General features: G+C 69.5%; 11 protein-coding genes. 5 read left to right on the top strand and 6 right to left on the bottom strand.

Annotated elements, in window-relative coordinates; all coding sequences use genetic code 11:
* Positions 1-36: 36 nt before the first annotated feature.
* The gene (locus tag OG917_RS10985; protein ID WP_328317388.1) at positions 37-1,530 is read right to left on the bottom strand and encodes an amino acid permease; all 1,494 of its coding nucleotides are present in this window, start codon (positions 1,528-1,530) and stop codon (positions 37-39) included.
* Positions 1,531-1,836: 306 nt separating this feature from the next.
* Between OG917_RS10985 and OG917_RS10980 the strand changes: the two genes are divergently transcribed.
* Positions 1,837-2,034, top strand: coding sequence for a DUF6243 family protein (locus OG917_RS10980; RefSeq protein ID WP_328317387.1), 198 nt, complete (start codon positions 1,837-1,839; stop codon positions 2,032-2,034).
* Between the two features lie 129 nt (positions 2,035-2,163).
* Here OG917_RS10980 and OG917_RS10975 read toward each other — a convergent pair whose 3' ends face one another.
* Positions 2,164-3,621: an MFS transporter gene (locus tag OG917_RS10975; protein WP_328317386.1), complete on the bottom strand. Its 1,458-nt coding sequence runs from the start codon at positions 3,619-3,621 to the stop codon at positions 2,164-2,166.
* A 101-nt stretch (positions 3,622-3,722) separates the two neighbouring features.
* On the opposite strand from OG917_RS10975, the gene OG917_RS10970 reads away from it, so the two are divergent.
* Complete coding sequence (locus OG917_RS10970) at positions 3,723-4,577, top strand: helix-turn-helix transcriptional regulator (RefSeq protein WP_328317385.1); 855 nt, start codon at positions 3,723-3,725, stop codon at positions 4,575-4,577.
* An 11-nt stretch (positions 4,578-4,588) separates the two neighbouring features.
* Here the strand turns inward: OG917_RS10970 and OG917_RS10965 are convergent, their stop codons facing one another.
* Positions 4,589-6,043 carry an MFS transporter gene (locus OG917_RS10965; RefSeq protein WP_328317384.1) on the bottom strand — a complete coding sequence of 485 codons (1,455 nt, stop codon included), beginning with the start codon at positions 6,041-6,043 and terminating at the stop codon, positions 4,589-4,591.
* 51 nt (positions 6,044-6,094) lie between these two features.
* On the opposite strand from OG917_RS10965, the gene dusB reads away from it, so the two are divergent.
* On the top strand, positions 6,095-7,222 hold the full coding sequence (gene dusB, locus OG917_RS10960) for a tRNA dihydrouridine synthase DusB (RefSeq protein WP_328317383.1): 1,128 nt from the start codon (positions 6,095-6,097) through the stop codon (positions 7,220-7,222).
* Positions 7,223-7,834: 612 nt separating this feature from the next.
* Complete coding sequence (gene ppdK, locus OG917_RS10955; RefSeq protein ID WP_328317382.1) at positions 7,835-10,579, top strand: pyruvate, phosphate dikinase; 2,745 nt, start codon at positions 7,835-7,837, stop codon at positions 10,577-10,579.
* A 187-nt stretch (positions 10,580-10,766) separates the two neighbouring features.
* On the opposite strand, the gene OG917_RS10950 is transcribed toward ppdK, so the two are convergent.
* The 3 genes from OG917_RS10950 to OG917_RS10940 are packed head-to-tail and all read right to left on the bottom strand — an operon-like array spanning position 10,767 to position 13,804.
* Complete coding sequence (locus OG917_RS10950) at positions 10,767-11,630, bottom strand: carbohydrate ABC transporter permease (RefSeq protein WP_328317381.1); 864 nt, start codon at positions 11,628-11,630, stop codon at positions 10,767-10,769.
* A 1-nt stretch (position 11,631) separates the two neighbouring features.
* On the bottom strand, positions 11,632-12,525 hold the full coding sequence (locus tag OG917_RS10945) for a carbohydrate ABC transporter permease (protein WP_328317380.1): 894 nt from the start codon (positions 12,523-12,525) through the stop codon (positions 11,632-11,634).
* A 7-nt stretch (positions 12,526-12,532) separates the two neighbouring features.
* On the bottom strand, positions 12,533-13,804 hold the full coding sequence (locus OG917_RS10940; protein WP_328317379.1) for an ABC transporter substrate-binding protein: 1,272 nt from the start codon (positions 13,802-13,804) through the stop codon (positions 12,533-12,535).
* Between the two features lie 239 nt (positions 13,805-14,043).
* Between OG917_RS10940 and OG917_RS10935 the strand changes: the two genes are divergently transcribed.
* On the top strand, positions 14,044-14,448 hold the full coding sequence (locus tag OG917_RS10935; RefSeq protein ID WP_328317378.1) for a VOC family protein: 405 nt from the start codon (positions 14,044-14,046) through the stop codon (positions 14,446-14,448).
* Positions 14,449-14,517: the final 69 nt, after the last annotated feature.

Genomic DNA, 14,517 nt, shown 5'->3' with positions numbered 1-14,517 from the left:
GCGGGTGGATCACACTTCTTCTCGGGTGGACGTGGCTCAGCTGACGGGCACGTCTTCGCGGGCGAGCTGGGAGCGGCGGATGCCGTAGCCGAAGTACAGCACGAGCCCGGCGGCCATCCAGATTCCGAACCACACCCAGGTCTGGGCGCCCAGGCTGGTCATCATCCACACGCACAGGGCGAAGCCGATGGCCGGAGTCACCGGCGAGAAGGCCACCCTGAAGGTCCGCGGCATGTCGGGCCGGGTCCGGCGGAGCACGATGACGGCCACATTGACCAGCGCGAAGGCGAAGAGCGTGCCGATGCTGGTGGCGTTGGCCAGCTCGCCCAGCGGGACGACCGCGGCGAGGACACCGCAGAACAGCGAGACGATCACCGTGTTGGCGACGGGGGTGCCGCTCCGCGGGCCGACCTTCGCGAACACCTTGGGCACCAGACCGTCACGGGCCATCGAGAACAGGATCCGGGTCTGCCCGTAGAGCACGGTCAGGACCACGCTGGCGATGGCGACGACGGCCCCTGCGGCGAGCAGCACGGCCCAGAAACTCTGACCGGTGACGTCACGCATGATCTGGGCGAGGGCGGCGTCCGCGTTGTGGAAGTGCTGCCAGGGCATGGCGCCGACCGCGATCAGGGCCACGAGGCAGTACAGCGCGGTGACGATCAGCAGGGAGAGCATGATCGCGCGCGGCATGTCGCGTTTGGGGTCGCGGGCCTCCTCGCCCGCGGTGGAGGCGGCATCGAAGCCGATGTACGAGAAGAAGAGGCTGGCACCGGCAGCGCTGACGCCGGACATGCCGAGCGGCATGAACGGCTTGTAGTTGCCCGCCTTGACGCCCGCCACGGCCACCGCGCAGAACAGGATCAGGGAGGCGATCTTCACGACCACCATGATCGTGTTCGCGCGGGCGCTCTCCTTGGCGCCGCCCAGCAGGAAGCCCATCGCCAGCAGCACGACGAGCAGTGCGGGAATGTTGATGATGCCGCCGTCACCGGGCGGCGCGGACAGGGCGGTGGGGATCGTGACCCCGATCGTGCCGTCCAGGAACTCGTTGAGGTACTGGCCCCAGCCGACGGCGACCGCCGCCACGGACACGCCGTACTCCAGCATCAGGCACCAGCCGCAGAGCCAGGCGATGAATTCGCCCATCGTGGCGTAGGTGTAGGAGTACGAGGAGCCGGAGACCGGGATGGTGCCCGCCAGTTCCGCGTACGACAGTGCGGAGAAGAGCGCGGTGAGCCCGGCGATCACGAAGGAGATGACCACCGCGGGCCCGGCCTTGGGGACCGCCTCGCCGAGGACCACGAAGATGCCCGTGCCCAGCGTGGCCCCGATGCTGATCATCGTCAGCTGCCACATGCCCAGGGAGCGCCTGAGCCGTCCGCCCTCGCCCTGCCCGCCCTCGGCGATGAGCCGCTCGACGGGTTTGCGGCGCATCAGCCGGGGGCCGGTGCCACCACCGCCGGACCCGGGACCTGGGCCCGGTCCCGCGCGGTCCCGGGTGGTCGGCGCTGCGTCGGGTCGTGCCACGGTGAGGCTCCTTCATCGCTGCCTGCTCCGGCGGCTGGCCCCCGCGCCGGACGGCGCCGCCCGCGGGTGCGCGTCCCGGCGCACAGCAGGTGGGGACCGCCGAGCCTGGGGTCTCCACCGCTCCACGTACAGGGCAGAACACTACGAGGCGTGCGTAGCGGCCCGTAATGCAGGTTCCTTGTCCATCTGCGGCGATTCGTTGCGCGCATCCGCGGGGAACGGCTGTTCGTGCCGTCCCGGCCGGCTCCGGGGCGGTCCGCGAAATGCGGTGGGTCCTCCGGTGCTGCGGCCGGTACTCTGACCGGCATGGCAAAGAGTCGCAACAACCTTCTCGGCGTGGGCGGGCAGCGCAAGAAGATGGCCCGTTCCGGAGCGCAGAGCTCGGCCGCCGCAGGCGCCGAGGACCGCAGGTCGGCCGCTGACCAGAAGCAGGAACTGCTCCAGAAGATGCGTGAGCGGGCCGAGGGAGCCGGAGCCGCCGGAACCCCCTCCGCCGAGGGCTGACGTACCGGGCGCAGCAGCGACTGCCCCCGCACGGACGGAGCGCGGCACAGCAACAGCGCGTCCCAGCACAGCACAGTGGGCCCGGATCGTCTCCACGATCCGGGCCCACTGCCGTGTCCGCCCCCCCGGCTACCGGACCGTCCGTGGCAGCCGCAGGCTGAGCAGCGCGGTGACGGCGACGGTGGCCAGCTGGAGCAGCAGCGTCACCGTCAGCGCCTCCCGCATCCCCAGCGAAGGGGTCAGCGACAGGAAGAGCGTGCCGAGCGTGGCCACCCCCAGCGCGAGCGACGCCTGCTGTGTCGTCGTCATCACACCGCCGCCCACCCCGGCCCGTTCCGCCGGCACGTCGGAGAGCACGATCCGGAACAGCACGGGCAGCTGGAGCCCCTGGCCGAATCCGGCCAGGGCCGTCCCGGGAGCCAGGGCCGCGATCCCGAGACCGGACCAGTCCCACCACACGGTCGCCGCGATCACCGCGACGCCCACGGCCTGGATCAGCCCGCCCGCCGTCACGACCCGGCTCGCGTAGCGGCCGACCAGCCGGGGGCCGGCCAGGGACGCGGTGAAGAAGGCCGCCGCCATCGGTACGAGCGCGAGCCCCGCCGTCACCGGGCCCATCCGGAGTCCCTGCTGGAGCGCGACCGCGATGACGAACATGAAGCCGCCGAACCCGATCGAGAAGGGCACCACCAGCGTGAGCCCGCGCCGCAGCGAGTCGAGCCGCAGCAGGCTCGGCGGCACCAGCGGCACTTCGCCCCTGCGGTCGGCCGCCCGCTCGGTGAGGTAGAAGGCCGCCGCGGCGAAGGGGAAGACTCCCAGCGAGATCCAGGTCCACAGCGGCCATCCGGCCGCCCGGCCCTCGGTGAGCGGCGCGAGCAGTGTCACCAGCGAGAGCCCGAGCAGCAGCGTGCCCGGGACGTCCACGGGTGCGGGCTTCTCGGACCGGGTCTCCGGTACGGAGCGGACCGCCAGCACCAGTCCGACGACCGCCACCGGCACATTGACCAGGAAGATCGACCGCCAGCCGGTGCCCGCCACATCGGCGGCGACCAGGACACCGCCGACGATCTGCCCGGCCACCATCGAGAGCCCGGCCGTGGCCCCGTAGAGCCCCATCGCCTTCGCCCGCCGGGGCCCCGCCGTGGTGGCCTGGATGGTGGCGAGGACCTGCGGGAGCATCAGCGCCGACGAGGCGCCCTGTGCCACCCGCGAGCCGACCAGCGTCCAGGCGTCGGGCGAGAGGCCGCAGGCCAGCGAGGTGATCCCGAAGGCGGCCATACCGAGCAGGAAGAGCCTGCGCCGCCCGGCCATGTCCCCGAGCCGCCCGCCGAGCACCAGCAGCACCGCGTAGGCGACGCCGTACCCGGCGACCACCAGCTCCAGCATCGCGGGGCCCGCGGCCAGGTCGTGGTCGATGGTCGGCAGGGCGACGTTGACGATGAAGAAGTCGATCAGGGGCAGGGCGGCCCCGAGCAGCACCGTGAACAGCCCCAGCGTGCCGAGCACCGGGGTGGGGTGGTCGTGGCGGTGGAGGGCGCCGGATGGAGTGGATGAAGTCCGTACGGTCGTAGCTGTCGTATTGCTCACGGAGACGAGGATGCGCCACCGCTCAGCCTGGTACCAGAGTCTTATTATCCTGGTAGCAGGAGTACCTGGCACTGGGCTGCCCGGTACGGCACTCTGATTGCATGACCACTGTCGCGCCCGAGACCGACGTACGCAGGCACGAGCTCGCCGACTTCCTGCGCAGCCGCCGTGAGCGCATCACGCCCGAGCAGGCCGGGCTGCCGCGCGGGGCCAGGCGCCGGACACCAGGACTGCGCCGCGAGGAGGTCGCCCAGCTCTCCGCGGTCGGCGTCACCTGGTACACGTGGCTGGAGCAGGCGCGCGAGATCACCGTCTCCCCGCAGGTCCTGGACGCCATCGCCCGTACGCTCCTGCTCGACCTGCACGAGCGGGCACATCTCTTCTCGCTGGCCGGCGCGGTCGACCCGTCGCCCGGGGCGGTCTGCCCCTCCATCACGCCCGCGCTCTCGTCCCTGATCGAGCAGCTGGACCCGGTCCCGGCCTGTATCCAGAACAGCCGTTACGACATCCTCGCGTACAACCGCACCTACGGGCGGCTGCTCTGTGATCTGGACTCCGTCGCCCCCGAGGACCGCAACTGCATGCTGCTCTCGTACACGAACGAGGACTGGCGCTCCTCGGTCGTCGATCTCGACGCCATGTGCCGGGTGATGGCCGCCAAGTTCCGCGCGTCGATGGCCGGGCATCTGGCAGAGCCCGCATGGAAGGCACTGCTCAGGCGGCTGGAGGCGGCTTCGCCCGAGTTCCGCGAGATCTGGGCCCGGCACGAGATCGTCGGTCCCGGCGGCAAGACCAAGCGCTTCCACAACCGGCACGTCGGAGCGCTGCTCGTCGACCACACCGATCTCTGGCTCGGCCCCGCCCCCGGCCCGCGTCTGGTGACCTACGTACCGGCCACCGAGGAGTCCCGCGAACGGCTTGAGCGGCTCCACGCGCTGGCGTCCGCCACCGGCTGACCGGTGCGGCTCTACGCGTGGGCGTCCGCCACCGCTTGAGCCGTCTCGGGGGCGTCCAGCCGCTCCGCGGTCCGCCGGGCGGAACGCTGCGCCCACGCGCCACTGGTCAGCAGCCCGAAGACGAGAACGGCGAGCCCGCACCCGGTGATGATCCACCAGGCGGTACGGCTTGCTCCGGCGAAGCCCTCGGTGTGCGAGGCCCCGCTCACGCCCGAGGCCAGCACGGCCCCGATCACGGCGACCCCCAGTGTCGAGCCGATCTGCCTGCTGGTGGAGGCGACAGCCGCCGCCACCCCGGCCTGCGCGCGGGGCATCCCGGAGACGGCGGTGTTGGTGATCGGCGCGTTGACCATGCCGAAGCCGATCCCGAACAGCACATAGCCGGTGAAGAGCAGCGCCGTGTGCTTCTCCGCGTCGAGCACCGCGAAGACCAGGCCGCTCAGCGCCATCGCCACCCCGGCGGCCAGCAGGGAGATCCGGGGCCCCCGGTTGCCCACCAGCCGCCCGGAGAGCGGGGCGCAGACGAAGGTCAGCACCGCCATAGGCAGCATGTAGAGGCCGGCGTGCAGGGCGGAGAGACCGCGGACGTCCTGCAGGTAGAGCGTGTTGAGGAAGAGGAAGCCACCGAGCGCGGCGAAGCCGCAGACCGCGATGACGGTGGCGCCGCTGAACGGCGCGCTGCGGAAGAAACGCAGGTCGATCAGGGGTTCGGTGCGCCTGGGCTCGTAGAGCAGCAGCCCTGCCAGCGCCAGCACGGCCACCCCCGCGAAGGAGAGGATCAGCGGTGAGGTCCATCCGGCCGACGGCGCCTCGATGATCGCGTACGTCACCGAGCCCAGCAGCGCGATCACGAGCAACTGGCCCACCGGGTCCGGCCTGCGGCCCTTCGGAGCCCTCGACTCCGGTACGTAACGCCAGGTGAGCAGCAGCGCGGCCAGGCCCACCGGCAGATTGATCCAGAAGATCGAGCGCCAGCCGACCGAGTCCACCAGGAGGCCCCCCACGATCGGGCCTGCCGCCATCGAGATCCCGACGACACCGCCCCAGACGCCGATGGCGCGGGCGCGTTCGCGCGGTTCGGTGAAGGTGTTGGTGATGATCGACATGGCTACCGGATTGAGCATCGAGCCGCCGATGGCCTGCACCATCCGGAAGATGACCAGCGATTCCAGATTCGGTGCGACCGAGCAGAGCGCGGAGCCGAGGGTGAATATCACCAGCCCGGCCATGAAGACTCTGCGCCGGCCGATCCGGTCGGCGGTCGAACCCGCGAGCATCAGCAGCGAGGCCAGGACCAGCGTGTATGCGTCGATCGTCCACTGGAGTCCGGAGACCGACGAGTGCAGCTCCTTCTGCATGGAGGGAAGGGCGACGTTCAGGACGGTGTTGTCGAGGCTGACGATCAGCAGACTCATGCAGCAGATCGCGAGCACCAGCATCCGCCGGCGATGGTTGAGCTCGGGCATGCATGAATAGTACGGCTAACTAACGACTTCGGTGTACGCGACAATGGATGCATGACCACGCTCTCCATCGGCCCGCACTCCGTGCAGCCGCCCGTCGTGCTCGCCCCCATGGCGGGTATCACCAACGCCCCCTTCCGTACCCTCTGCCGTGAATTCAGCGGCGGGAAGGGCCTGTTCGTCAGCGAGATGATCACGACGCGGGCGCTGGTGGAGCGCAACGCCAAGACCATGCAGCTGATCCACTTCGACAAGACCGAGACACCGCGCTCGATCCAGCTGTACGGAGTGGATCCGGTCACGGTCGGCAAGGCGGTCCGCATGATCGTGGACGAGGACCTGGCCGACCACATCGACCTGAACTTCGGCTGCCCGGTCCCCAAGGTCACCCGCAAGGGCGGCGGCTCCGCGCTCCCCTTCAAGCGGCCGCTGCTGCGCGCGATCCTGCACGAGGCGGTCTCGAACGCGGGCGCCCTCCCGGTCACCATCAAGATGCGCAAGGGCATCAACGACGATCACCTCACCTATCTCGACGCGGGGCGGATCGCGGTCGAGGAGGGTGTCACCGCCGTCGCCCTGCACGGCAGGACCGCGGCGCAGCACTACGGCGGGACCGCCGACTGGGACGCCATCGCCCGGCTCAAGGAGCACGTGCCGGAGATCCCCGTCCTCGGCAACGGCGACATCTGGTGTGCGGACGACGCGCTGCGGATGATGCGGGAGACCGGCTGCGACGGTGTGGTCGTGGGGCGTGGCTGCCTCGGGCGGCCCTGGCTCTTCGCCGACCTGGTGAGCGGCTTCGAGGGGACGCCGACCCGGCAGGCGCCGGAGCTGCGGGAGGTCGCGTCGGTCATGCTGCGCCACGCGACGCTGCTGGGGGAGTGGATCGGCGACGAGAAGCGCGGCGTGATCGATTTCCGTAAGCACGTGGCCTGGTACCTCAAGGGGTTCTCGGTCGGCTCCGACATGCGCAAGAGGCTCGCGGTCACCTCGTCGCTGGACGAACTGGGCAGCCAGCTGCACGAGCTGAACCTGGACCAGCCGTGGCCGGACGGCGCCGACGGGCCGCGCGGACGCACCTCGGGCAACAACCGGGTCGTCCTCCCCGACGGCTGGCTGAAGGACCCGTACGACTGCTCGGGCGTGAGCGCCGACGCCGAGCTCGACACCTCGGGCGGCTGAGCCGGTCCCGGCACCCGGGGCGGCCGGGCCGTCCGTCCTCCGGACCGCCCGCGCGCCCTCCCCGTCTCCGCCCCTCGCCTCCGCTCATAAGAGCAGAGGCGAGGGGCGGAGACGTGTGAAGGGCGTCTGCCCAGGGGGGAGCGCGAATTCGGGTACTCCCGGCCCCCTGCGGACGCGGCACTGAGTGCACACTGCTCCGCTATCTGAGGCCGAATGTCCGTTTGGCGAACCCTGGGGGTCCGAATGGTGGCCACAGAGCCAGGCGGGTGGCGTGATTCTCGCCACCCCTGATCGCCCTACTGCTCAGATGAGCGATTAAACATGGAGTGTACTTCTCAAAGCCTGGCACTGGGTGCCAGGCTTCAATCGTTTCTGCAGTGAACCCGATATCGCCAAGCGTGGCTGAAACTGTGACCATGCGGCTACCTACAGCTGTGATGCCTTCAAGAGTTGAACGATACGGGTCAAGGGAGCCGGTCTCCCGAGCGCTTTCGATCTGCTGGCAGACGAGTGGTTACGGCCGTACGACGCACAGGTGGACGTACCCAGGGGCCTTCGATCTGGGTATGTTCCTCGCCGTCAGGGCAGCCAGTCCGCGAGGAGTCGAGTCCCGTGCCGGAATCGAAGAACGCAGAACCCCACGTAACTCAGGCGCAAGCGCCGCAGAAGTTCGTTTATGACTTCACCGAAGGCAACCGCAACCTCAAGGACCTGCTCGGCGGGAAGGGTGCCAACCTCGCCGAGATGACCAACCTCGGTCTGCCCGTCCCTCCGGGCTTCACCATCACCACCGAGGCGTGCAAGACCTACCTCGACAGCGGGGACGAGCCGGTCGAGCTCCGTGACGAGGTGAGTGCGCACCTCGCCGCCCTGGAGAAGACGATGGGCAAGGAGCTCGGCCAGGCCGGCAACCCGCTGCTGGTATCGGTCCGTTCGGGCGCCAAGTTCTCCATGCCGGGCATGATGGACACCGTTCTGAACATCGGGCTCTCGGACAAGTCCGTGGTGGGTCTCACCAAGCAGTCCGGTGACGAGCGCTTCGCCTGGGACTCCTACCGCCGGCTCATCCAGATGTTCGGCAAGACCGTGCTCGACGTCGACGGCGAACTCTTCGAGGAGGCTCTGGAGGCCGCGAAGAAGGCGAAGAAGGTCACCGTCGACACCGATCTCGAAGCCGCCGACCTGAAGAAGCTGGTCGGCCGGTTCAAGAAGATCGTCAAGCAGGCCGCGGGACGGGACTTCCCCCAGGACCCGCGGGAGCAGATGGACCTGGCCATAAGGGCCGTCTTCGAGTCGTGGAACACCGACCGCGCCAAGCTCTACCGGCGCCAGGAGCGCATCCCGGGCGACCTCGGCACCGCGGTCAACATCTGCTCGATGGTCTTCGGCAACCTCGGCCCCGACTCCGGTACGGGCGTCGCCTTCACCCGCGACCCGGCCAGCGGGCACCAGGGCGTCTACGGCGACTACCTGCAGAACGCGCAGGGCGAGGACGTCGTCGCGGGTATCCGCAACACCGTGGCGCTCGCCGATCTGGAGCAGATCGACAAGAAGTCGTACGACCAGCTCATGCAGATCATGGAGACCCTGGAGACCCACTACAAGGATCTCTGCGACATCGAATTCACCATCGAGCGCGGCCAGTTGTGGATGCTCCAGACCCGGGTCGGCAAGCGCACCGCCGGTGCCGCCTTCCGGATCGCCACCCAGCTCGTCGACCAGGGACTCATCGACGAGGCGGAGGCCCTGCAGCGGGTCAACGGGGCGCAGCTCGCCCAGCTGATGTTCCCGCGCTTCGACGGCCAGGCCAAGGCGGACCTGCTCGGGCGCGGCATCGCCGCTTCGCCGGGCGCAGCCGTGGGCAAGGCGGTCTTCGACTCGTACACCGCGATCAAGTGGTCGCGGTCGGGCGAGAAGGTCATCCTGATCCGCCGCGAGACCAACCCGGACGACCTGGACGGCATGATCGCCGCGGAGGGCATCCTCACCTCGCGCGGCGGCAAGACCTCGCACGCGGCCGTGGTCGCCCGCGGCATGGGCAAGACCTGTGTCTGCGGCGCCGAGGAGATCGAGGTCGACACCAAGCGCCGCCGGATGACCGCGCCGAACGGTGTGGTCATCGAGGAGGGCGACGTCGTCTCGATCGACGGCTCGTCCGGCAAGGTGTACGCGGGCGAGGTGCCGGTCGTCCCGTCCCCGGTCGTCGAGTACTTCGAGGGCCGGATGCACGCGGGCGCCGACGACGCGGACGAGCTGGTCGAGGCCGTCCACCGGATCATGGCGTACGCGGACCGGCGCCGCAGGCTGCGGGTGCGGGCCAACGCGGACAACGCCGAGGACGCCCTGCGCGCCCGGCGGTTCGGAGCCCAGGGCATCGGGCTCTGCCGTACGGAGCACATGTTCCTGGGTGAGCGCCGCGAGCTGGTCGAGCGGCTGATCCTCGCCGACACGGACGACGAGCGGGACAAGGCACTCGGGGCACTGCTGCCGCTCCAGAAGAAGGACTTCATCGAGCTGTTCGAGGCGATGGACGGGCTTCCCGTCACGGTCCGTCTCCTGGACCCGCCGCTGCATGAATTCCTCCCCGACATCACCGAACTCTCGGTGCGCGTGGCCCTCGCGGAGTCCCGCAAGGACGCCAACGAGAACGACCTGCGCCTCCTTCAGGCGGTGCACAAGCTCCATGAGCAGAACCCGATGCTGGGGCTGCGCGGAGTGCGTCTCGGACTGGTCATCCCGGGTCTGTTCGCCATGCAGGTCAAGGCCATCGCCGAGGCGGCGGCCGCCCGCAAGGCCGCCAAGGGCGACCCGCGCGCGGAGATCATGATTCCGCTGGTGGGCACCGTGCAGGAGCTGGAGATCGTCCGCGAGGAGGCCGACCGCGTCATCGCGGAGGTGGAGGCCGCCACGGGCACGGAGCTGATACTGACCATCGGCACCATGATCGAACTCCCGCGTGCCGCACTGACGGCGGGCCAGATCGCCGAGGCCGCGCAGTTCTTCTCGTTCGGAACGAACGACCTCACCCAGACCGTCTGGGGTTTCTCCCGCGACGACGTGGAGGCATCGTTCTTCACCGCGTACCTGGAGAAGGGCATCTTCGGCGTATCGCCGTTCGAGACGATCGACCGTGACGGGGTCGGCGCCCTGGTCCGCAGCGCCTGCGAGGCGGGCCGCGCGACGCGTCCCGACCTCAAGCTGGGCGTCTGCGGCGAGCACGGCGGTGACCCGGAGTCGGTGCACTTCTTCCACCAGGTGGGCCTGGACTACGTCTCGTGCTCACCGTTCCGCATCCCGGTGGCCAGGCTCGAAGCCGGCCGGGCCGCGGCCCAGTCGGACGGCAGCGACAGCCGCTGACAGACCCCCGGAGCCACCGTCGGGTTCACCCCGACCCTCACCGACCCCGCCGGTGGCTCCGGTGCACCGGACAGGAGGGGCGGCACCCGTGCGGGGATTGCCGCCCCTCCTGCTGTGCGGGGCGGGCTCAGGGGTGGCCACAGTCGGCCTCTTCTCCCTGGGTGCGGAGCCTCTCCGGCGCGCCCCCTCAGTCGTCGATCCCCGACCGCTCCACCCCCGCCACGATGTGCCGCTGCAGCAGCAGGAACACCAGCAGCAACGGCAGGATCGACACCACCGCAGCGATGAACAGTTCGTGGATGTTGACCACTTGGCCCGTCGTGAAGGTCGACAGTGCCACCTGTACCGTCCAGGCGCTCTTGTCCTGGCCGATCACCAGGGGCCAGAGGAAGGCGTTCCACGCGCCGATGAAGACGATCGTGCCGACGGCGGCGAAGACCGGGCGGGAGTTGGGGACCACGATGCGCCAGTACGTGCGCCAGTAGCCGAGGCCGTCGACCTTGGCCGCGTCCTCCAGTTCCTGCGGGAAGCCCAGGAAGTACTGGCGGAAGACGAAGCAGGCGAAGGCCGAGAACAGTGTCGGGATGATCAGCCCGCGCAGGGTGGAGATCCAGCCGAGCGTGGACACCAGCACGAAGCTCGGTACGAACGTCACCGCCGCCGGGACCATGAGGGTGCCGAGGATCGCGTAGAACACCTTGTTCGCGTGGCGGTAGGGGATACGGGCCAGACCGTACCCGGCAAGGGAAGCCAGCAGGACCGTCCCCAGGGTCGTCGCCACCGCGATCAGCGCCGAGTTGAGCAGGGAGCGGGCCATCGGGACCGCAGGGTCGTCGAACAGCTCGCGGATGTTCGACCACTGCAGATCCGATGGGAAGAACGTCCACTGCGGTGAGGTGATGTCCTGCTCGGTGGCGAGCCCGTTCCGCAGCAGCAGATAGAACGGGATGAGGAAGAGCGCCGCCAGCGCGATCAGCAGGGCCGTCCGCAGTGCGCGCCCGGCGCGTACCAGGCCGTCGTCGCGGCGGGATGTGCCGGTGCTGCGAGACATGTCAGTCCTCGCTCCTGCCGAGTCCGAACCAGCGGGCCTGGACGATCGTCACCACCGCGATGAGCAGGGCGAGGATGACCGCCCCCGCGCTGCCGAGCCCGAGGTTCTGCCCCTGGCCGAGCGCCGTGTAGTAGAGGTAGACGAGCGGGGGCCGCGCGTACGGCGGATAGCCGCGGGAATCGCTCAGCAGGTTGTAGAACTCGTCGAACGCCTGGAACGCGTTGATCACCAGCAGCAGCACCACGGCGACCGAGGTCGCCCGCAGCTGCGGGAACGTGATGTGCCGGAAGACCTGCCAGCCGGGCCGCGCGCCGTCGACGGCCGCCGCCTCGTACAGCTGGGGTGCGATCCGCTGGAGCCCGGCCAGGAACAGCACCATGTAGAAGCCGGCCTGCAGCCAGAGCCGCAGTGTCACGATCACCAGCCAGTACCAGGGCGGGTGGGTCGTCGACAGCCAGGCGGTCTGATCGGCACCGAACCAGCCGAGCACCGTGTTCGCCAGCCCGAACCTGACCCCGTTGAAGACCGACAGCTTCCAGACCATCGAGGCCACCACATAGGAGCAGGCCGCGGGCAGGAAGAAGACGGAGCGGAAGAAGGACCGGGCGAACCGCAGCCGGTTCACCATCAGGGCCAGGGCGAGCGAGAGCGCGTACGTGGCCGGGACGATGAAGAGCGAGAAGACCGCGAACGTCCAGAGGCTGGAGGTGAACGCGCCGTCGCGCAGCATCGACGTGTAGTTGTCGAACCCGACGAAACGCGACGGCGAGACGGTGTTGTGGGCGTCGAAGAAGCTGAGGTAGAGACTCCACAGCAGCGGGACGTACGTGAAGAGCGCGAGGCCGGCGGCGAAGGGGCCGACGAAGACCCAGAACCAGAGGGTGCGGTGTCTCACCGGCCGCTCACGACTTCTTCTGTACCCGCTGGAGCTCACCGTTGGTCGTGCGGACGACCGCCCTCAGCTCGGTCTCCGGGTTGGCGCCGTCCTTGATGATCCGGCTGAGCGCGTCCTGGTACGCGGTCTGGCAGGCCGGCGTCCACAGCAGTGGCTGGGCCCAGCCACTGCCGGTGGCGTACCTGACCGCGTCCGCGGCCGCCCCCTTCCGCAGCTTCGCCGCCTTCTCGGCCAGCGAGATCCTGGCCGGGATGTGGAAGCCGTAGGCGAGCGCGAAGTCCTCCTGGTAGGCGGTCCTGTCGATCCACAGCCACTTGGCGAAGGCCTTGGCCTCGGTACGGTGCCTGCTGCGCGCGCTGACCGCCGAGCTGTACGCGCCGACCGGCACCGATGGCTTTCCGGCGGCGCCGTCCTTCGGGAAGGGCAGCACACCGAAGTCGTCACCGAGCGCCTTCCCGACCGCCGGGAGCGCCCACAGACCGCACCACTGCATGGCGGTGAGTCCCTGGACGAAGGCCGACGGGTCGGACCAGTCGGCCGGGGCGCCGAGGAGCAGTGACTTGTCGGCGTAGAGCCGGTGGAACTTGGCCAGGGTGCGCGCCGCCGCCGGGTCGTCGAAGCCCGCTTTGCCGTTCTCGGTGACGAGGCTCAGCCCTGCTGAGTAGAGCGGGGTGCCGCCGAGCACTCCGGCGCCGCCGTCGTTGCCGAGGAACAGCCCCTTGACCTTCTTGCCGGTCAGCGCCTTCGCGGCGTCCACGAGTTCGTCGAGAGTCCGCGGGGGCTGTACGTTCGCCTCCCTGAGGAGACTCTTGCGGTAGTAGAGCAGCTGCGTGTCGATGGTCTGCGGGATGCCCCAGATCTTCCCGTCGTGGGTCTTCGGCGCGAGCACCGCCTGATTGAAGTCGTCCCGCACCCCGTCGAAGAGCTCGGTCAGATCGGTGACCTGGCCGCCCTGGATCTGGTCGAGAGTAGGGCCGTTCACCTCGAAGACGTCGGGGCCCGACGAGGTCAGCAGCGCGGCGGCGGTCTGCTGGTCGTAATTGCCCGGCCGCCACTGGATCTTGACGGTCGCCTCGCGGTACGCCGCCGCGTACCGCCGGACGGCCTGCTCGGTGCCGGGCTCGCCGTACTGGTGGTACCACTGCTGGAGCGCGGGCCCTCCGCCCCCGCCCGAACCGCTGCCGCCCCGGCCGGTGTTGGACCCGCACGCGGCGGCCAGCGCCCCGGTCAGTGCGAGGCTGCCCCCGGTGGTGAGAAGTCGCCTGCGGCTGATGGTCATGGTGCGTCCCCCTGGCTCCGGCGGCGTACGTCGTCCCTGCACGTCCTAACGATCAACCATCGTGCGGGATTACGACAGGGGTGTTGCGCGGGTATGTCGGCCGCCCCCGGCGGGCTCTCCGGTCGCCCCGGAAGGCAACTCCGTACGACCGATGAGTTTCCGTGCGGCCCGCCGTCTACCTCTTCAGAACGGCTCGCCACACGGCGGGCCGCCGGTCCCGCACCAGAGAAGAGCCCGCAATGGATCAGATGGTCTTCGTCAATCTGCCGGTCAAGGACCTTGAGGTCTCCAAGGCCTTCTTCACCGCGCTCGGCTACCGGATCAACCCGCAGTTCACCGACGAGAACGCCGCGTGTGTCGTCATCAGCGAATCGATCTTCACCATGCTGATCACGGAGCCGTTCTTCAAGCAGTTCACCAAGAAGGAGATCGCCGACGCGACCAGAACCACCGAGGTGCTGGTCTGTCTCAGTGCCGAGAGCAGGGAGGCGGTCGACCACCTGGTCGACACGGCGCTGGCCTCCGGCGGCTCGCCCGCGAACGAGACCCAGGAGCAGGGGCCGATGTACGGGCGTTCCTTCCAGGACCCGGACGGTCACATCTGGGAGGTCATGTGGATGGACCCCGCCGCGATCCAGGGCTGACGCCCGCGCGGGCGCCGGAGCCCGGGGAGGCCGCGCGTCGCCGGTGACCGCCCCGGCAGCCCCGGCCGG

This window comes from Streptomyces sp. NBC_00388 (assembly GCF_036061255.1).
In the GTDB taxonomy this organism is placed as follows: domain Bacteria; phylum Actinomycetota; class Actinomycetes; order Streptomycetales; family Streptomycetaceae; genus Streptomyces.
Note: the sequence above shows the minus strand (reverse complement) of the source record. Positions and strands in the feature narration are given on the sequence as shown.

Bases quoted from the DNA above. Each gene is read 5' to 3' on its own strand.
- OG917_RS10980 (WP_328317387.1), top strand. From the start codon at position 1,837: ATGGCAAAGAGTCGCAACAACCTTCTCGGCGTGGGCGGGCAGCGCAAG.
- OG917_RS10970 (WP_328317385.1), top strand. From the start codon at position 3,723: ATGACCACTGTCGCGCCCGAGACCGACGTACGCAGGCACGAGCTCGCC.
- OG917_RS10965 (WP_328317384.1), bottom strand. From the start codon at position 6,043: ATGCCCGAGCTCAACCATCGCCGGCGGATGCTGGTGCTCGCGATCTGC.
- dusB (WP_328317383.1), top strand. From the start codon at position 6,095: ATGACCACGCTCTCCATCGGCCCGCACTCCGTGCAGCCGCCCGTCGTG.
- OG917_RS10950 (WP_328317381.1), bottom strand. From the start codon at position 11,630: ATGTCTCGCAGCACCGGCACATCCCGCCGCGACGACGGCCTGGTACGC.
- OG917_RS10940 (WP_328317379.1), bottom strand. From the start codon at position 13,804: ATGACCATCAGCCGCAGGCGACTTCTCACCACCGGGGGCAGCCTCGCA.
- OG917_RS10935 (WP_328317378.1), top strand. From the start codon at position 14,044: ATGGATCAGATGGTCTTCGTCAATCTGCCGGTCAAGGACCTTGAGGTC.